The sequence below is a fragment of the Bradyrhizobium sp. Leo78 genome, assembly GCF_059512425.1.
The window spans coordinates 86,315-103,989 of sequence record NZ_JCAMOT010000016.1; the positions used below are offsets into that span (position 1 = coordinate 86,315).

The 17,675-nt window shown below is 62.6% G+C and carries 16 protein-coding genes and 1 pseudogene; 6 read left to right on the top strand and 11 right to left on the bottom strand.

Features of this window, described 5'->3' with window-relative positions; translation table 11 throughout:
• Position 1: 1 nt before the first annotated feature.
• The 3 genes from AC5ZG1_RS21010 to ctrA all read right to left on the bottom strand — a co-directional run bounded on the left by AC5ZG1_RS21010 (position 2) and on the right by ctrA (position 2,013).
• Positions 2-406 carry a DUF350 domain-containing protein gene (locus AC5ZG1_RS21010; RefSeq protein ID WP_456642771.1) on the bottom strand — a complete coding sequence of 135 codons (405 nt, stop codon included), beginning with the start codon at positions 404-406 and terminating at the stop codon, positions 2-4.
• A 127-nt stretch (positions 407-533) separates the two neighbouring features.
• A complete protein-coding gene (locus tag AC5ZG1_RS21015) occupies positions 534-1,130 on the bottom strand; it encodes a DUF4126 domain-containing protein (protein ID WP_496133957.1) in 597 nt (198 codons plus the stop codon).
• 181 nt (positions 1,131-1,311) lie between these two features.
• A complete protein-coding gene (gene ctrA, locus AC5ZG1_RS21020; RefSeq protein ID WP_016848562.1) occupies positions 1,312-2,013 on the bottom strand; it encodes a response regulator transcription factor CtrA in 702 nt (233 codons plus the stop codon).
• Positions 2,014-2,382: 369 nt separating this feature from the next.
• Here ctrA and fliI point away from each other — a divergent pair, with 369 nt between their 5' ends.
• The 4 genes from fliI (at position 2,383) to AC5ZG1_RS21040 (ending at position 5,875) form a co-directional block, all read left to right on the top strand.
• The gene (gene fliI / locus AC5ZG1_RS21025) at positions 2,383-3,708 is read left to right on the top strand and encodes a flagellar protein export ATPase FliI (protein ID WP_496133958.1); all 1,326 of its coding nucleotides are present in this window, start codon (positions 2,383-2,385) and stop codon (positions 3,706-3,708) included.
• Between the two features lie 108 nt (positions 3,709-3,816).
• Entirely contained in the window at positions 3,817-4,233 is a 417-nt protein-coding gene (gene fliJ, locus AC5ZG1_RS21030; protein WP_028162102.1) for a flagellar export protein FliJ, read from the top strand.
• Positions 4,234-4,411: 178 nt separating this feature from the next.
• Positions 4,412-4,957: a sigma-70 family RNA polymerase sigma factor gene (locus tag AC5ZG1_RS21035; RefSeq protein WP_456642770.1), complete on the top strand. Its 546-nt coding sequence runs from the start codon at positions 4,412-4,414 to the stop codon at positions 4,955-4,957.
• Positions 4,958-4,975: 18 nt separating this feature from the next.
• Complete coding sequence (locus tag AC5ZG1_RS21040) at positions 4,976-5,875, top strand: anti-sigma factor (protein WP_496133959.1); 900 nt, start codon at positions 4,976-4,978, stop codon at positions 5,873-5,875.
• 127 nt (positions 5,876-6,002) lie between these two features.
• Here AC5ZG1_RS21040 and AC5ZG1_RS21045 read toward each other — a convergent pair whose 3' ends face one another.
• Positions 6,003-6,197, bottom strand: coding sequence for a hypothetical protein (locus AC5ZG1_RS21045; RefSeq protein WP_028162105.1), 195 nt, complete (start codon positions 6,195-6,197; stop codon positions 6,003-6,005).
• Between the two features lie 310 nt (positions 6,198-6,507).
• Positions 6,508-8,736, bottom strand: a complete 2,229-nt coding sequence (gene flhA, locus AC5ZG1_RS21050) for a flagellar biosynthesis protein FlhA (protein ID WP_496133960.1) — start codon at positions 8,734-8,736, stop codon at positions 6,508-6,510.
• Between the two features lie 1,187 nt (positions 8,737-9,923).
• Here flhA and AC5ZG1_RS21055 point away from each other — a divergent pair.
• Positions 9,924-11,195, top strand: a pseudogene (locus tag AC5ZG1_RS21055) (cytochrome P450).
• A 17-nt stretch (positions 11,196-11,212) separates the two neighbouring features.
• On the opposite strand, the gene AC5ZG1_RS21060 reads toward AC5ZG1_RS21055, so the two are convergent.
• The gene (locus tag AC5ZG1_RS21060; protein WP_496133961.1) at positions 11,213-12,811 is read right to left on the bottom strand and encodes a GMC family oxidoreductase; all 1,599 of its coding nucleotides are present in this window, start codon (positions 12,809-12,811) and stop codon (positions 11,213-11,215) included.
• Positions 12,812-13,291: 480 nt separating this feature from the next.
• Between AC5ZG1_RS21060 and AC5ZG1_RS21065 the strand changes: the two genes are divergently transcribed.
• Entirely contained in the window at positions 13,292-13,444 is a 153-nt protein-coding gene (locus AC5ZG1_RS21065; RefSeq protein WP_496133962.1) for a hypothetical protein, read from the top strand.
• 74 nt (positions 13,445-13,518) lie between these two features.
• On the opposite strand, the gene AC5ZG1_RS21070 is transcribed toward AC5ZG1_RS21065, so the two are convergent.
• From AC5ZG1_RS21070 to AC5ZG1_RS21090, 5 genes are all read right to left on the bottom strand, one after another.
• Entirely contained in the window at positions 13,519-14,241 is a 723-nt protein-coding gene (locus AC5ZG1_RS21070) for a hypothetical protein (RefSeq protein WP_496133963.1), read from the bottom strand.
• A complete protein-coding gene (locus AC5ZG1_RS21075; protein WP_496133964.1) occupies positions 14,241-15,617 on the bottom strand; it encodes an ABC transporter permease subunit in 1,377 nt (458 codons plus the stop codon). Before AC5ZG1_RS21075 ends, AC5ZG1_RS21070 begins: the two co-directional genes overlap by 1 nt.
• Entirely contained in the window at positions 15,604-16,293 is a 690-nt protein-coding gene (locus AC5ZG1_RS21080) for an ABC transporter ATP-binding protein (RefSeq protein ID WP_496133965.1), read from the bottom strand. The genes AC5ZG1_RS21075 and AC5ZG1_RS21080 overlap by 14 nt, the downstream gene beginning before the upstream one ends.
• 95 nt (positions 16,294-16,388) lie before the next feature.
• A complete protein-coding gene (locus AC5ZG1_RS21085; protein WP_496133966.1) occupies positions 16,389-17,333 on the bottom strand; it encodes a DUF1259 domain-containing protein in 945 nt (314 codons plus the stop codon).
• A gap of 63 nt (positions 17,334-17,396) precedes the next feature.
• Entirely contained in the window at positions 17,397-17,627 is a 231-nt protein-coding gene (locus AC5ZG1_RS21090; protein ID WP_409334847.1) for a PepSY domain-containing protein, read from the bottom strand.
• Positions 17,628-17,675: the final 48 nt, after the last annotated feature.

Below are 17,675 nucleotides of genomic sequence, written 5' to 3' on the forward strand. Positions count from 1 at the left end.
GTCAGTAGATCATCGAAGCGGCGTTGAGAGCGCCGGCGGCGAGCGAGGAAAGCCCGAGCCAGATCGCGGGCGCGAGCTCGCCGTCCGCGATCCGTCCCGACAGGTTCGGCACGGGGACCTTGACGATGAAATAGACGATGATCTGGACGATCAGCGCGACCACGCTCCAGATCAGGCAATCGATGACATTGGCCGAGTGTGCGATCGCGCTCACCACCGGGAGCACGAAGCCGCACAGGCTGAGGCCCAGCGCGATCGCTGCTGCCGTATTGTTCTCGCGGATAAGCTCGAATTCGTTGTGCGCGGTGACGCGGGTATAGACGAAGAGGTAGGCCATGACGGCGACGAGCGCCGTGCAGAAATAGACCAAGAAAGCCGGAAGCCCGGCAAGCGATTGCAGGATCATTCAACGCGCCATTTCATCCGCTGGGCGCGGCGATGCAAAAACCAAATCTGACCTTAGCAATCGCGCCCCCGATTCGCCCGACAACAGAATTGCACGAGCGATTGGTCGGCGCATGACGATGGTGGGTTCAATCCCCGCTTATGGGTTCGTTTGGCCGATGCGATCCCCGAGTCGAGCCCCGAAGCAGGCGGAATGCCAGCCAGAAAAACAGGATGACCAGCGCGAGCGCGGCGAGCGGCGCGGCCAGGGCCAGAAGTGCCATCAGCGAGGCGCTCCCGAGTTCGGCCGTCGCGACGGCCGGATTCCCAAGGCCGCCGGTGAAGACGGATGATTTTGCCCGGAGTATCGCGGTCAAACCTTGCGTGATGCCGGCAACGCCGCCTCCCGCGATAATGGCCGCCGTCCATTTCACCATCGGCGGCAAGTCGGTCATGACAGCGGCGGAAACGATTGTCCCCGCGACGACAGCAGCGGGCGTCGCCACCGTATCGAGCAGGTTGTCCACACCGGGAATGTAGAACGCGGCGATCTCGGCTATGGCCGCGGTGCCAAGCATGATGATCGCGGCAGGTGTGCCGAGCCATGCAAAGCCGTCATTCAGATTCGCGTGTCCGGTGTAGGCGGCCACGCTCAGGACCAACAGCGGCAGGAACAGCCGGAAGCCGGTTGCGGCGGCCAAGCCGATGCCAAGCCCAACCGACAGTGCCAGATCGAAGTTCGACATGTGCCGCAAACTCCATCAGCCCAGTTCGGCTGATCGTAACAGCTTTTGCGAAGTTTCGATTGGCCCCGCCAGGTTGAGGGGCGCCATGGCGAACAATATTACCGACCAGTTTGAGGCTGGCCCAAAACAGAAACCCCGCCGTTTCGGCGGGGTTTTCGTCGGAGCAGCGAGATCGGAGCGATTAGGCCGGGATGCGTTCGTCCGCCTCGTGCGGCTCGCGCAGCACGTAGCCGCGGCCCCACACGGTCTCGATGAAGTTGCGGCCTTCGGAGGCGTTGGCGAGCTTCTTGCGCAGCTTGCAGATGAAGACGTCGATGATCTTCAATTCCGGCTCGTCCATGCCGCCATAGAGATGGTTCAGGAACATTTCCTTGGTCAACGTGGTGCCCTTGCGCAGCGAGAGCAGCTCCAGCATCTGATATTCCTTGCCGGTCAGATGCACGCGCTGGCCGCCGACTTCCACCGTCTTGGTGTCGAGATTAACCACGAGGTCGCCGGTCTGGATGACGGACTGGGCATGGCCCTTGGAGCGGCGCACGATGGCGTGGATACGCGCGACCAGCTCGTCCTTGTGGAATGGTTTGGTCATGTAGTCGTCGGCGCCGACGCCGAGACCCTTGACCTTGTCCTCGATGCCGGCGAGGCCGGAGAGGATCAGAATGGGGGTTTTGATCTTGGAGACCCGGAGCTGCTTCAGCACGTCGTAGCCGGACATGTCGGGCAGGTTCAGGTCGAGAAGGATAATGTCGTAGTCATAGAGTTTGCCGAGATCGACGCCTTCTTCTCCGAGGTCCGTCGTATAGACGTTGAAACTCTCGGATTTGAGCATCAATTCGATCGACTGCGCGACGGCGCTGTCATCTTCTATCAGCAAAACGCGCATGCCAGTCCCCTTTAGTCGCCGCTCCTGGGCGTCAGGTCGGCCGCACTTGCGGCACTCACAAAACGCCTTTGCACAACTGATTCGGATCCTGACGAGACATGGTTAACAAAAACTGATTCCCATTCGCAAGGTCCGCGGTGCAATTTTTTTCGAATCGCCCTAAGATGTTGCGCAGAAGCAGCTTTTCTCATCCGTTCTCGTTCAAGCTCCACTTTAAGAGGCCGGACTAACCGACTCTTGCGACTCGCCCTTCTTCTGAACAGGCAAGCGACCTCAGTCACCCAAAGACAGTGACGCAATGATTAATGATGCGGGTAAACACGAAGTTAAGCGGATGCGGAGAAATCGGCGAAACTTAAGGTTTTCGCAATGAAAGCGCTCGCGGAACAGATCGGCGACATCGACGGCGTCAATATTTATGGCCGCGTGGTCGGCGTCCGCGGGCTCATGGTTGAGATCGCCGGCCCCATCCATGCGATGTCGGTCGGCGCCCGCATCGTGATCGACGTTGGCGGCAATCGCTTCATCCCGGCGGAGGTCATCGGCTTCTCCGGCAGCAACGCGGTGGTGATGCCGTTCGGTGGTCTCGAAGGCGTCAGGCGTGGCTGCCGTGCTGTCATCGCCAACGCCGCCGGCTTCGTGCGGCCGTCGGCGGCCTGGCTCGGCCGCGTCGTCAACGCGATGGGCGAGCCGATCGACGGCAAGGGTCCGCTGCCGCAGGGCGCCTCTCCCGTTCCCTTCCGCAACGCACCGCCGCCGGCGCATTCGCGCAAGCGGGTCGGCAGCCCGCTCGATCTCGGCATCCGCGCGCTCAACACGTTCCTGACCTGCTGCCGCGGCCAGCGGCTCGGCATCTTCGCCGGCTCCGGCGTCGGCAAGTCGGTGCTGCTCTCGATGCTGGCGCGCAATGTCGATGCCGACATCTCGGTGATCGGGCTGATCGGCGAACGCGGCCGCGAGGTGCAGGAATTCCTCCAGGAAGACCTCGGCGAGGAGGGCCTCGCGCGCTCGGTGGTCGTGGTCGCGACCTCCGACGAGCCGGCCTTGATGCGGCGGCAGGCCGCCTACCTCACGCTCGCGATCGCGGAGTATTTTCGCGATGAGGACAAGGAGGTGCTGTGCCTGATGGATTCGGTGACGCGCTTTGCCATGGCGCAGCGCGAGATCGGGCTGTCCGCCGGCGAGCCGCCGACCGCCAAGGGCTATACGCCGACGGTGTTCACCGAACTGCCGAAGCTTCTGGAGCGGGCAGGGCCGGGGACCGGGGTCGGTGCCATCACCGCGATCTTCACGGTGCTGGTCGATGGCGACGACCACAATGAGCCGATCGCCGATGCCGTGCGCGGCATCCTCGATGGTCACATCGTGATGCAGCGCTCGATCGCCGAGCGCGGGCGCTATCCTGCGATCAACATCCTCAAATCGGTCTCCCGCACGATGCCGCGCTCGGCCGACCCGACATTTCTCCCCGTTATCACCAGGGCGCGTCAGGTGATGGCGACATATGCTGATATGGAAGAGTTGATCCGGCTCGGCGCCTACCGGGCCGGTTCCAGCCCGGAAGTGGACGAGGCAATCCGCCTGCACGAGCCTTTGGAGGCCTTCCTGCGCCAGGGTAAGGGCGAGTCTGTCAGTTTGGCCGACGGCTATCGGCAACTGGCGCAAATCCTCTCGAATTTGGAAACGGAACGCTAACTTTGTCGGGCCATCATCCGCGGCATGTCATTAGCTGCGCCGGCGGGGTCCAGGGGGAGCCGGCCTTGTCCCGCGTTCGAAATCGGGACTTCTGGGGAGTATGAGTCGATGAAGTCACGTGACACGCTGATCCGCCTGAAGAAATTTCAGGTCGACGAGAAGCGCCGCAGGGTCACCCAGATCGAAGGCATGATCGCCGATTTCCATCGCATGTCGGTGGAGCTTGAACGCGAGATCCAGGTCGAGCAGGAGCGAGCCGGGATCAACGATCCCGCTCACTTTGCCTATCCGACCTATGCCAAGGCTGCGATCCAGCGCCGCGAAAACCTCACCCGCTCTGCTGACGAGCTGCGCATCCAGCTCGAGGAGGCCAAGGCGCAGCTCGGCGAAGCCTTCGAGGAGCTCAAGAAGGTCGAGCTCCTGGACGAGCGCGACCAGGCCCGCGAGCGCGCTGAAGAGAGCGCCCGGGAGCAGGCCGACATGGACTCGATCGGCTTGATGCGGGCGCGTCTCGGCGTTGCCTGAATCCTGAACCTCTCCACGTTGGGTGGGAACCGAACCCGGGCTGCGAAGCCCGGGTTTTGCTTTGGAAAGGTCCCGAATCCATCGGCTGGTGGACCGCGGCCTGCCGAACTATGCTACGAAGGGATAGGATTAATTCCCGGCATCAGGCGAACAGGGATCGCGATTTGGGGGATGCTGAATGCTGACGCCGGCTGAACTGGTCTGGCTGATCGCTGCCGTTGCGAAGGGGGATGAGGCCGCTTTCGAGCGATTGTACGTGGCCACGCGGGCGAAACTCTTCGGCGTCGTCCTGCGTATCTTGCGGCGACAGGATCTTGCTGAGGAGGTCATTCAGGATACTTACGTCAAGATCTGGAACAGCGCGGGACAATTCGACCCGGCGCTGGCGTCGCCGATCACCTGGATGGCATCCATTGCCCGCAACCGCGCCATCGACCTGGTCCGCAAGAAGAGCGAAATCTCGCTGGAGGAAGAGCCTGCGGCGATGGAGGTCGCGGCCGAGACGCCCGATCCACTGGCGCGACGCGAGATGACGGAGGAACTGCGCCGCTTATTGGAATGCGTCGGCCGTCTGGAGCCGGACCGGCAGAAGCTCGTGCTGCTTGCCTATTACAACGGCTGGAGCCGCGAGCAGCTCGCCGTCAAATTCGAGACGCCGGTGAACACGGTGAAGACATGGCTGCGCCGCAGCCTGCTGGAGATCAGGGAGTGTCTTGGGGTTTGAGAGCCCCGATATCGTGTGATGGCTCATAACGAGGACCATATCGCGCTCGCCGCCGAGTATGCGCTCGGCTCGCTCGATGCGGAGGAGCGCGCGCAGGTCGAGACCATGATGGCGATGGACAAGGAGTTCACCGCCCTCGTGCAGGCCTGGGAATTCAGGCTCGGCCCGCTCAACCAGATGGTGGGCCTGGTCGAGCCGCGGCCGATCGTGTGGGAGAACATCAAGAGCGCGATCGCGCAATCCTCCGCACCGGAGGCGCCCTTGGCCCTGCCGCCGGAAGCCCCGTCACCTCCGCACCCGCCGGTGGAGCCGAGAGTCGTCGCGGAGGCGCCCGTTCAGCAGGCACCGCTCGTCGATGACGGTCGGGTCGTCCAGCTCACAAGCCGGCTCAGACGCTGGCGCGGCGTGGCGTCGGCGGTGAGCGCGATTGCTGCTGCGCTCCTGGTGGTGCTGGGGCTTCAGGTCTACCGGCCCGATGCCCTGCCTGACGCCATCCGTCCGAAGTCCCGCACAGAGATTGTGGAGGTCAAGACACCGCCCCCGCCGCCCTCGGGACAATTTGTCGCCGTGCTGCAGCAGGACGGCAACTCCCCAGCCTTCATCCTGACCGTCGATGCCGCCACCAGGAACTTCACGGTGCGCCGGGTCGGCGCGACGCCGGAGCCCGGCAAGAGCTTCGAGCTGTGGCTGATCTCGGACAAGCTGCCGCAGCCGCGCTCGCTCGGCGTGATCGGCGCTGATGATTTCACCGAGCGCCCGGTGCTGTCGTCCATCGATGCCGCCACGATCAATGATGCGACCTACGCAGTCACCGTCGAGCCGGAGGGCGGGTCGCCGACGGGCATGCCGACCTCGGCACCGATCTTCTCCGGCAGGCTGATCGAGAGCGTGCCGCCCGGAACCGCTGATTCAAAATAAAAAGAAAACGCCCGTGGGGAGCGGGCGTTTTCGATAGTCAACTTGGGGTAGTTGGGGGTCTTAATATCCACGTGGCCTTTGGGGGGCTGTAAAGAACCACGTGAATTCCGTAAATTCCTCTCCTGCTCTAGCGTACGAGCGAATTGTTCGATGAGGTGATGGCCACCGGCTTGCCGGCCTTCATCACCCGCGCGGTCTGGTACTCGTCCACGCTGTTACGCGCCATGATGCCAAGGCCGGCCACAACCACACCCGCTACGAGTGCAACGACCACAATCTTCAGATGGGTCGTCCGATCCGCGCTGTAGATCGAGTGGTTCATGGAAGTCTCCTGCCGCCTTCCCTGTCGCTTACTTTTTGTCGGTCGCCTCTTCCGACAGGTTCAACATCCTTGCGCCCTTCCAACATAGGAATCGCGGATTCCGTTCCGTAGAGGCGATCACAAGCCCGTGAACAGACGTGATCCGACGCGATTGAAATCCGCGCTGGCGGGGATATTGTTCAGTTATTGCAATGCGTTAGATCGAGAGCGGGGCGCGGCGACGATAAGCTGTTGAAATTAAGCCATTTTCTACAAACAAGTTGCATGTGACGAAAATGCTGCGTCGCTTTGCAACTGATTTGCGGGCCGGTCACACGCTCCCGACGGTCTTCAAGCGTGCCCGCGGATGGATTTCCGCCTGCGACAAAACGGTCGTCTGCGAGCGGAAGCGTTCAACCAGCGAGCGAACGAAGGGCCGGATCGCGGCCGAGGTCACCAGCACCGGCGCTTCGCCTTCGCGCGCGGCCTGCTCGAAGGCGTTGCGGGTCGCGGTCATGAATTCCGACAATCTGGACGGCTGCATCGCAAGGCTCCTGTCCTCGCCCGTGCCCACGATCGATTCCGCGAACGCCTGCTCCCAGCGCGCCGACAGCGCGATCAGCGGCAGGTAGCCGTTGTAGGAAGTGTTCTGCGCGCAGATCTGCCGCGCCAGACGGGCGCGGACATGCTCGACCATGGTCGCCGGATTGCGCGAGAAGGCGAGCGCGTCGGCAATGCCTTCGAGGATGGTCGAGAGGTCGCGGATTGAGACGCGCTCGGCCAGCAGCAGTTGCAGCACGCGCTGGATGCCGGAGATCGTGACCTGGCTCGGCACGATATCCTTGATCAGCTCGCCCTGTTCCTTCGGCAGTTCCTTGAGCAGCTTCTGCACCTCGCCGTAGGACAACAGGTCCGACATGTTGTTCTTGAGCAGCTCGGTCAGGTGCGTCGACAGCACGGTGGCGGCATCGACCACGGTGTAGCCCTTCAGCGAGGCCTCTTCCTTCAGCGCGGCGTCGACCCAGGTCGCAGGCAGACCAAACGTCGGCTCGACGGTATGGATGCCGGGGATCGCGACCTGGTTGCCGCCGGGGTCCATCACCATGAACTGGTTCGGCCAGATCCGCCCCGTGCCGGCGTCGACCTCCTTGATCTTGATGACATAGGTGTTGGCCTCAAGCTGGACGTTGTCGAGGATGCGCACCGCCGGCATCACGAAGCCCATCTCGACCGCGAGCGAGCGGCGCAGCGCCTTGATCTGCTCGGTCAATCGGTCGGTGCCGTCGGGGCCGTTGACGAGCGGCAGCAGCGCATAGCCGAGCTCGATCTTGAGGTCGTCGATCTTGAGCGCGCTCGAGATCGGCTCCTCGGCGGCTGCTGCGGCTGCCGCTGCCGCAGCAGTAGGGGCGGCCGCAGCGGCGGCCTGGACGGCCTTGGCGGCATGCTTCTGCTTGCGCGCGGTCCAGGCCAGCGCGGCGGCGCCGGAGCCGAGCGCCAGGAACGGGATCATCGGAATGCCCGGCAGCAGCGACAGCACGATCATGACGCCGGCCGACATGCCGAGCGCCTGAGGATAGCCCGAGAGCTGTTTCATCAGCGCCTTGTCGGCGGCGCCGGAGACGCCGGCCTTCGAGACCAGGAGGCCCGCGGCGGTCGAGACGATCAGCGCCGGGACCTGCGTCACCAGGCCATCGCCGACGGTCAGCACGGTGTAGGTGCGCGCGGCTTCGGCAAATCCGAGGCCCTGCTGGGCGACGCCGATGATGATGCCGCCGACAACGTTGATGAACACCACGAGCAGGCCGGCGATCGCGTCGCCACGGACGAATTTCGAGGCACCGTCCATGGCGCCGAAGAAGCCGCTTTCGTCCTCCAGCTCCTTGCGCCGTTCCTTGGCGACCTTCTCGTCGATCAGGCCGGCGGAGAGGTCGGCGTCGATCGCCATCTGCTTGCCCGGCATCGAATCCAGATGGAAGCGCGCCGCGACTTCGGCGATGCGGCCCGAACCCTTGGTGATGACGACGAAGTTGACGATGACCAGGATCGCGAACACGATGATCCCGATCACGAAATTGCCGCCCATCACGAAATTGCCGAAGGCCTCGATGACGTGGCCGGCGGCCGCCGTGCCCTCATGCCCGTGCGACAGGATCAACCGGGTCGAGGCCAGGTTGAGCGACAATCGCAGCATGGTCGAGATCAACAGGATGGTCGGGAACGAGGAGAATTCCAGTGGCGCCTGGATGAACAGCGCGGTCATCAGGATCAGGACCGACAGCGTGATCGAGATCGCCAGGAACAGGTCGAGCACGATCGCGGGCAACGGCAGGATCAGCACCACCAGAATGGTGAGGATGCCGAACGCCAGCGCGATGTCGCCGCGCTTCAGGATATTGGTGATGTCGGCCAGGGAGAAGCCGCCGGATGCCGTGCCCTGACCCGCCGTCACGTCGACCATGGTAGCCCGATCCCCCCGCGCCTGCCGGGCGCGGCCGCCAAATGTCTGCGCGGCGGCTTGCCGGCCGCCGCTCCGAAAGTGAGGCACCGCACTGGCGTCCACGGGGGATCCCCTCCCGTCATACGCGACCGACGACACTCGACTTCACCCGGCAATTTTTGCCCAGCGTATGGTTAGTAAAGGGTTAACGGCACTGTCCTTTCGGGAGGCTTGCCCACCCTACGGCGTCGCCGCGAGTTCTGATTCAAGATGTCAAACAGCTCTCCGCTGTCATCGTCCGGGGTTGACCGGACGATCCAGTATTCCAGAGGCAGCAGTGCTTGAGCCGAGTGGCCGCCGGACACGATGCCCCGCCGGAGCCTGTCATCGGGCTCGCCAAAGGCGAGACCCGGTGGCGGGGCATGACGGTGGAGTTGGGGAGAGGATGTGAGTTCGCGTTCTCGCGGTGCGTTGCGCCCGAGCTTTGCGTCTCGTTTCACCCTCTCATCAATCAGAGGGCGCAGGGAAAGCCGGGTGCTGGTTGCACCCGTGGGTCCCGTGCAACAAAAAGCACGGGGGTAGGACCACAGGTTCAACCGAAGCATTCCGGCTTTCCCTGCGCGATGGTTTTACAGCTTACTTCGTGCTCTCCCTGGTGACCGGGCTTTCTTGCCACCATCGCTGTGTTCAACGAACAAAACTTAGCGCCAGCGTCGGGGCGCCAGGACCACACGACTTCGCCGTCCGCTGATGTTGCGTTCGTCTTTCGCAACACCCGCGTCCACCGCATCTCACCGCAACGTTCGTGACGATCGCGACCCGCCCCTCATCTGCCGTGAGACGCGCGGAGTTAAATCACTGATTTGCCCGACGGCGGAAGCGGAATGTTTTTCGCTACAGGGCTGGACGGGGCAAATCAGGTTGAAATCGCAGGTGAATTTTTCTCCGTCATTCCGGGGCGATGCGACAGCGTCGAGCTATGATGTGCAATTGCACATCAGAGAATCCATTTCTCCGCTCGTGCATGCGGCTAGATGGATTCCGGGCTCGCGCTGCGCGCGCCCCGGAATGACGGAGAGTGGGGCGCGCGGCCTATCTTGAGACGCCGCTTGCAACGGCTCGCCGGGATTGGGCGAAGCCGAGGCAGCATCGAGCCATGACGCGTAATTGCGCGTCAGCGAATTGCATCACGAAAACCGGCGCACGGGCCGAGATGCAGACAAACGGATTTGATTCGTGCCCATCAAGCACTCCGCAGAAGATCAGACGCTCCGCACAAGAAAAAGGAAACGACCGACGAGGAGCCGGCCATGCACAGGACACTCGATCCCACTCAAGACAGCCGATACGACAGGGCCCGAGAGCGGGCTCTCTCCCTGCCGCTGGAAGAGCTCGATCCCGCAGATCCCGAGCTGTTCCGCTCCAACACCCATTGGCCCTATTTCGATCGGCTGCGCAAAGAAGATCCGGTCCACTACACCAGTGACAGCATGTTCGGCCCGTATTGGTCCATCACCAGATACGAGGACATCATAGATGTTGAAGCCAATCATGCGGTGTTCTCCTCGGCGTCGGCGCTTGGCGGCATCACCCTGGTCGACGTGACACCCGACCTGCGCCGCGAGAGCTTCATCAGCATGGATCCTCCGCGCCATGCCGCTCAGCGCAAGACGATAGCTCCAGTATTCACGTCAACACATCTCGAACAGTTGGCAATCGGCATCCGTGAGCGCTCTGTCGAATGCTTCGACAATCTGCCGACCAGTGAGGTGTTCGACTGGGTCGGCCGGGTCTCGATCGAGCTGACCACGCAGATGCTGGCCGTCCTGTTTGATTTTCCCTTCGAGGATCGCCGAAAGCTGACGCGCTGGTCTGATCTGGCAACGACCATTCCGGGCCCCGGAGGTGTCGTTGCGACCGAGGACGAGCGGCAGGCTGAACTTGAAGAATGCGCGCGATATTTCAGCCGGCTCTAGGACGCGCGCATCAACCAGTCGCCGAAAAGCGATCTGTTGTCGCTGATGGCGCACAGCCCGGCCGCGCGTGACATGGATCCGAAAAATTTCCTCGGTAATCTGCTGCTTTTGATCGTCGGCGGGAACGAGACTACTCGCAATACCTTGTCGGGCAGCATCTATGCGGTCAACCGGCATGGGGATCAGTATCAGAAGCTCAGGAAGAGCCCTGCCCTGATCGATAGTTTCGTGCAGGAGGTGATCCGCTGGCAGACGCCAGTTGCCCATATGCGGCGGACGGCACTTTCCGACATCGAGTTCCGCGGCAAGCGGATCAGGAAGGGCGATAAAGTCGCGATGTGGTATGTCTCGGGCAACCGCGACGAAGAGGTCATCGAGAAGCCTTACGAGTTCATCATCGATCGGGAGCGACCGCGCCAGCATCTGTCGTTCGGCTTTGGTATTCACCGTTGCGTCGGGCTTAGGCTCGCCGAGCTGCAGCTCAAGATCATCTGGGAAGAAATCCTGAAGCGTTTCGAGCGTATAGAAGTGGTCGACGAACCGAGGCGAGTGTATTCGAATTTCGTCAATGGCTACGAGACCCTGCCTGTTCGGATTGCCAGATAGCGAACACCGGAGTCCGCTCATGGCCCGAGGCGGTGAGTGGCTTTCAGGAACTCGCCAGCACGCTCGCCGATGACGACGCATGGGGCCATGGTATTGCCGGTCGTCACCCGCGGCAGGACCGATCCGTCGGCGATCCGCAAATGATCGAGACCGTAAACGCGCAAGTCGTGGTCGACCACCGACATGGCATCGCGCCCCATCTTGGCAGTGCAGGTTTGGTGCGAGTGGCTGACCGTCGCGTTACGGATGAACGTTTCCAGCCCGGAATCGTCGACCGGTCCCGGCACGAGTTCTCTTTTCATGAAAGGTCGCAAGGCCGGTGAATTGCCGATAGCCCTGCAGAACTCGACACAGGTCTTCAGCGCCTTCAGATCGGCGGGATCGTCGAGGCAGTTTGCATCGATCTCGACTGGGTCGTCTGGATTGGGTCCGGTCAGTCGGAGGCAGCCCCGGCTGGCGGTGCGCAGCACCGCATTTGTCAGTGACCAACTATCGGGCGGCAGCGGATCCTTGGCGGCCTGCGGACTGGCATAGGGTGCCTCGACCATGAGCGTCTGCAGGTCCGGCACCTCGAGCGCGGAGTCACTGCGCCAAAGTGCGGTCGCTTCCGTCAAATTGTTGCGGCGTTCAATAGGCCCACACGACTCCCAGACGCATGGTGCCATGAAGTGATCCTGGAAGTTCTGGCCAACGCCGGGCAGATGCTGGACAAGAGGAATGCCGAAGCGTTTCAGCTCGGCCTCATCGCCGATACCGGACTGCATGAGCAGCTTGGGCGTGTGAATGGCGCCCAGCGACAGCACGACTTCGCCAGCACCGATGCGACGCATCTTGCTCTCATACGCGACCTCCACGCCGGTCACTCGCTTGCCGGCCAACGTTAGACGAGTGACGAGTGCGCCTGTCAGGACCGTGAGGTTTGAACGATCCATGATAGGATAGACATAGGAACGGAAGATGGATTGCCGTCGGCCATCGCGGACGCACAGGTTGGTGAGGGCGGCGCCACCATGGCCCTCCATCATCACGCCGTTCTGGTCATCGAACGTCGGAACGCCGGCGGTGGCAAAGGCCTCGATCATCGCGGCGGCGAGAGGATGCGGATCAGGCGCCGGTTGCACGAAGACCATCCCCCCGGAGCCGCGGCGGGCTGCATCCGGTGCGCCGTGCCAGTCCTCGATGCGCCGATAGATCTGCAGCACGGATTGATAGTTCCAGCCGTCATCACCGGCTTCCGCCGCGAAGCCATCCCAATCCGCTTTGTGGCCGCGCGACCAAACCATCACGTTGATACTGGATCCGCCACCGAGCACCTTGCCCATGGACATGGGAATGGCGCGATCGTTCAGCCGAGGATTTGGCATCGCGTTGAAGGACCAGTCGTGTTCGCCACGGCGAAGGGCGGGCCAACGCGACGCGCTCATGATGTCAGGCACGTCATCGCTGCCGCCGGCTTCGAGCAGGAGAACGCTGACGTCGGCATTTTCCGCCAAACGCCGCGCCACTACTGAACCCGATGACCCCGACCCGCAAATGATGAAGTCATAGTGGGACTTCAACTCAGCTCTCAGCTTCTGCTGATTGGCCTGAACACGAGCGGCAAGGTCGTCGGCCATGATCTTCCTCTTGCACGATCGCCGTCGTGGGGCGGCGCTTGCCTGATATTCCTCGGCGAATTCTATCAGGAGTCCGAAGCGCCGCTGTTATCGATGAGCGGCATCACCGAAGTGTGTCCCGCCCAGGCAAAGGTTACAGCCGCAACACTTGGCGTCTGAGGACGCGAGAATCACGGGGTGGGTTGGTCGAGCCACCGCATCGTAACTTCCACGCGTGAGAGTGATGGCGTAACGCACGGGTCAGAGGCGCAACGGATGGCGGATTACGTTTTTTGGCTGCACTCGTTGAAGCAACGGAGAACGGGACGCTGGATCATGAACCGATTAGACGGAATCGGATCATGATCTCATCTTTGTTCAAGCATGAGTTCCGTGCAAACGGTTCCCGTTTGTCGGATGCGGAGCGCTCGCCGCTTTAACAAGTTGTAAACTTCTCCCGATCAATTTGACGGACTTCGCCCACATAGCAAGGAGCTCCAAATGTTGCGCCGCGAGCGTAAAGAGTTGGAACAAAAGCTTGCGCAAACCCGAAGGCTGGCACAGGAACCGACCGATCTGTTTACGCGCGAACGGTTGGCGCAGCTTATCGAGGAGTTGGAGTTCCAGTTGGAGGCCGGTCGCGTCGCCGCCTAGGCTCGCGTATCGGAGCGCGATCTTCCGTCCGCAGATGATGCGCTCATCGGTGGCAAAAGCGTTTACCGTATTTCTCAGTCGGCGGCCGTGACGGTGTAGTCGGCGAATTGTACGTGGCTATCGGCCTTTGACCACAGGCCGACGCGACCCGAGACGGGCTGCGCCAATGTGTGCTCGAGATAGAGCTTGCCATCGAGATAGCCCTCGACCTTTGTACCGATGATGCGAACCTTGAGGTCGTGCCATTGGCGCGTGGCGGTCGGCGTATTGCGCACCCATTTGACCGACGAGCGCTTGCCGTTCTCGAACTTCCAGAGCACGAGGTTGTTTTCCAGACAATTGGCGCGGACGGTCAGGTAGTTGCCGTTCGGCTTCAGGTTGAACAGGATTCCGGCACCCTGATCGATGCGGCCGGACAATCCCTGGAAGCGCACGGTGATCTCGCCGTTGGTGAAGTTTTCGATGTTGGGCGCGATCACGTAGGGGAAGTAGGCATAGGCCTGGACCCGATCGAGGAATTCGGCGTAGCGCTCGCCATAAAGCGCGCGCGCCTTGTCGGCGATCCCGGCAGACGATTGTCCCTCCTTCCACTGCCGGCCGTCCACCGCAAGCACCTTCTTGCCGCTATCGCTCTCGATGTGCCAGATGCCGACGACCGGCACGAGCGATTTCGGCTCAGTGCCCACGGTTTCGTCGACAAAGTCGATTTTTGTCGGCTGCCCAGCGAGTGCCGGCAGCGCCAGCGCTGCGAGAACCATCGCGGCAGCGATGGGGTTGATGCTTCCTCCTGCGGTCATCATTGGGCTCCTTTGCAGGTGAACAGGGATTTGGCCGGCGGGCGCCGGCTCCACCACCAGGCGCCCGCGATCAACAGCGGTAGTCCGCCGACGAACCAGAACAGTGCAGCATCTGCCGTGGCGACCAGCGGATAGCCCGGATATTCGTCACTGGGTGCGGGCGCGGGCGGTTGCTTGCCGGCGAGGGCATACAGCAGCGGCAGGACTTCGCGCGGACTGGTCGAGCGGCTGACATCCGATCGGGCGCCGTATGAGTATTCGATTTCGCCATAAGCATCATTGGCCGGTTGGCTGGCGGCATCGCGATGGCTGCCGGCGACAATGATCGAGACGTTCGGCATCGCGCGATCGAGCTTTGCCAGCACGTTGCGTTGCAGATCGGCGTAGCGTGGATCCTCGGGGGCGAGATTCACCTTGATGATCAGAGGCAGCCGGAGCGTGGCGAGCAGCCGCTGATCGGCAGCCGGGAAGGAGTTTCGCCGGTCCTCGGTGACATCGACCGATTGCCTGATCTGCGTCGCCAGACCGAGCGCCAGCAAGATGGCGAGCACGCATGGGGCAGAACGCATGCACTTGGTTTGCGTTGGGACGCCGGGCGGCAACCAGATGGACGCGAGGGCGGACAGGCCTGCGATTGCGCCGGTCACGCCGAGCACCAGCCCGGCGGAGAGCAAGCCTTGTTCGAACGGGCGCAGCGCCTGCGTCAGTGATAGTTGCGCGACAAAGGCCGCGAGGCCGGAATGGCCGGCGAGGGTGAAGTCGAGCACCCATGATCCGATCGTCACTGCCAGCGCGATGATGGCTGAAGTGGCCGCGCTATCGGCAATGGTCGCGGCGAATAATGCAATCGCGCCCACGAGCAGGCCGTAGAGCAGATGGCCGAACAAGAGGTTCACGGTCTCGGACGCCGCAAGATGCCCGCCCAGCATCGCCCAGATCGCGAGTGCTGAAAGGGCGGGAATGCTTACCAGAATCCAGGCCGCGAGCACGGCGGCCAGCTTGGCAAGAATGAGCGTCGAGGATCGATAGGGCAACTGGACCAACAGGCGCAGCGCGCCCGATTCCTTTTCCTGGCCCAGCGCGCGGATCGCCACGAATGGGAACAGCAGCGTGACCGCGACGTAGAACGCGCCGAATGTCGGCACCAGGACGCCGTCGAGCGGCGACAGGCTTGCCGCCAGTACCGGAGATTGCTGCGCCGACGCGCTCGCTTCGCCATAGAGCGAGACGGCTTGAACGAAGCTGTAGCCGATCAATGGACAGACGACGAGCAGCATTGTCCAGAGCGCCCGGCCGCAGACAATCTCGGCCAATTCCTTTGCAAGCAGCGGAGCAAGCGGCGCCTCGCGAGCGAGATGTGGTTCAGGTGAGCGCAAGAAAAATCTCCTCCAGCGAGCCGTTCGCCAGCCCGGTTATCGCGCGCAATTCGCCGAGAGTGCCGATACCGCGTACCTTTCCTCCGGCGAGCAGCAGAAAGCGGTCGCAGGCACGCTCGGCATCCGCGAGCTGGTGGATGGCGAGGATGAAGGTGCGTCCCCGCGCCGCTTCCTGGCGGATCACGTCGATGATGGTGCGCGTCTGCCTGATGTCGAAGCCATCGAACGGTTCGTCCATCACCAGCACGTCATGCGGTGTCAGCAGACCGAGCCCGAGCAGCAGCCGGCGGTTGTAGCCCTTGGACAGCGCATGCACGCGCTTGCCGAGGGCCGGCGTCAACCCGACGGCAGCGATCGTTGCGGCCGTCTGCGCTGCCGTTCGCTTGTAGACCCGCGCAAAGAAAGTCATGACGTCGATCGCGAACCGGTCCTGATAGGGCCGTATGCCATCGGGCAGATAGAACAGCGCTTCCCTTCTTCGCGGTGGGGGCAATTCCTCGCCGCACCAGAAGACAGTGCCTTGCTCCGTCGCGAGCAAGCCCACAAGCGATTCTAGCAAGGTCGTCTTCCCGGCCCCGTTCGGACCGACAATGCCAAGGATTTCACCGGCCGCGACGGAAAATGAGACATGCGCGACCGCCGCCTCCTGGCCGTACCGCTTAACGAGGTCTTCCACGTGAAGGAGCTCGCGGGACGTATCGTGAGCAGTAGCAGCCGCGGAGATCATGGACCCGGCCCAATCGCGGCGGGCGTACCCATGGGCGGCCCCTCTCACTTCTGCGCCACCGCCGTTTTATCGAGCGCGGCGCGGATGCCGCGGGCGAGCTTTTGCGCGTCGTCGTTGGCCCAGAAATGGATGAAGAACATCCGCGGCTGCTCGTCGAGCATGTGGCTGTGGATCGCGGTCACCTCGATGTCGCCGGCGCGCAGGGCTCGGATCAGCGGATTGACCTCGTCGCCGGTGACGAGGAAGTCGCCCGTGATGGCGGCTTTGCCGCCGCCGGTCGGCTGGAAGTTGATGCCGTTGGCACCGCCCATCGCGGGGGTGACCGTCATGCCTGCTTCGGTCGCCGGCTCGCGGCGCGGGATCGTGAACTGATCGACGCCGCCGGTGACGTTCCCTTTGGCGTGCATGATCTCGTCGAGCTTCGCGGTGTCGAGGTCGACGGTGGGGGCAGGGCCGGCTGATGTCGCCGGCGGTTCGAACGGCGTCTTGCTGCCGGTCGACAGCGCCTCGTGGATCGCGCTAGCCAGCTTCACCGGATCGCCATGTCCGGCGACATGCATGTAGAACGTTGCCGGCGAGGCGCGCAGGATGTGGTTGTGGACCGCCGTGATGTCCAGTCCGCTGTTCAAGAGCTTCGTCATGACTGGCGTGATCTCGGATTCGAGCAGGACGAGATCGCCCATTACCATCGCCTGACCATCCATGGGAGTGAAGGCCACCCAGCCGCCGAGCGCGAGCGCGGGCTTGATCGTTACGCCGTCGAGCGTGACATGCAGATCGGATCGCGGCAGGCCATAGCGATGGACCTCTCCGCTGACGGTAGCGGTCTTGCCGAGCGCTGTGTCCACCTTTTTCCAATCGATCGACTGCGCGTGAGCTTCCGAGATGAACGGCTCCGCAAAGATGTTCCAATCGACGGACTGCGCCGATGCGAGGCTCGGTAACAGCAAGGTCGCGGCGATGGCGGCAAAACGAGTTTTCGTGGTCATGGGGATTGGCTCCTCTTGTTGGCGTTCGTGTATTCGAGATGCTTGCGACCGCAGCGCGCGGCCCTACCGCCGTTCCTTGATTTGACCGCTGCTGTCGACGACGATCTGGACCTCCTTGCCGTCTTTGACGGCCTTCACGACGATGCCTTCGGCGGTCGATTTCATCTCACCGACCTGCGAGTAGCCGGCCGACTCGAGCTTCGCGACGAGTTCCTGTTGCGTCAGGGCATAGGCAGGCGACAGCACGCCCGCCATCGTCAGGCAAAGGGCTGCGCCAGAGATCAGTCGCATCATGGTCCTTGCTCCCAGCTTGTGCCTCCAGCCCATTGTTTACTGCTATCG

Excerpts from the sequence above, each read along its gene's own strand:
- AC5ZG1_RS21015 (WP_496133957.1), bottom strand. The coding sequence starts at position 1,130 with ATGTCGAACTTCGATCTGGCACTGTCGGTTGGGCTTGGCATCGGCTTG.
- AC5ZG1_RS21060 (WP_496133961.1), bottom strand. The coding sequence starts at position 12,811 with ATGGCCGACGACCTTGCCGCTCGTGTTCAGGCCAATCAGCAGAAGCTG.
- AC5ZG1_RS21035 (WP_456642770.1), top strand. The coding sequence starts at position 4,412 with ATGCTGACGCCGGCTGAACTGGTCTGGCTGATCGCTGCCGTTGCGAAG.
- AC5ZG1_RS21070 (WP_496133963.1), bottom strand. The coding sequence starts at position 14,241 with ATGACCGCAGGAGGAAGCATCAACCCCATCGCTGCCGCGATGGTTCTC.
- AC5ZG1_RS21090 (WP_409334847.1), bottom strand. The coding sequence starts at position 17,627 with ATGATGCGACTGATCTCTGGCGCAGCCCTTTGCCTGACGATGGCGGGC.
- AC5ZG1_RS21085 (WP_496133966.1), bottom strand. The coding sequence starts at position 17,333 with ATGACCACGAAAACTCGTTTTGCCGCCATCGCCGCGACCTTGCTGTTA.
- AC5ZG1_RS21045 (WP_028162105.1), bottom strand. The coding sequence starts at position 6,197 with ATGAACCACTCGATCTACAGCGCGGATCGGACGACCCATCTGAAGATT.
- fliI (WP_496133958.1), top strand. The coding sequence starts at position 2,383 with ATGAAAGCGCTCGCGGAACAGATCGGCGACATCGACGGCGTCAATATT.
- AC5ZG1_RS21065 (WP_496133962.1), top strand. The coding sequence starts at position 13,292 with ATGTTGCGCCGCGAGCGTAAAGAGTTGGAACAAAAGCTTGCGCAAACC.
- AC5ZG1_RS21040 (WP_496133959.1), top strand. The coding sequence starts at position 4,976 with ATGGCTCATAACGAGGACCATATCGCGCTCGCCGCCGAGTATGCGCTC.
- ctrA (WP_016848562.1), bottom strand. The coding sequence starts at position 2,013 with ATGCGCGTTTTGCTGATAGAAGATGACAGCGCCGTCGCGCAGTCGATC.
- AC5ZG1_RS21010 (WP_456642771.1), bottom strand. The coding sequence starts at position 406 with ATGATCCTGCAATCGCTTGCCGGGCTTCCGGCTTTCTTGGTCTATTTC.
- fliJ (WP_028162102.1), top strand. The coding sequence starts at position 3,817 with ATGAAGTCACGTGACACGCTGATCCGCCTGAAGAAATTTCAGGTCGAC.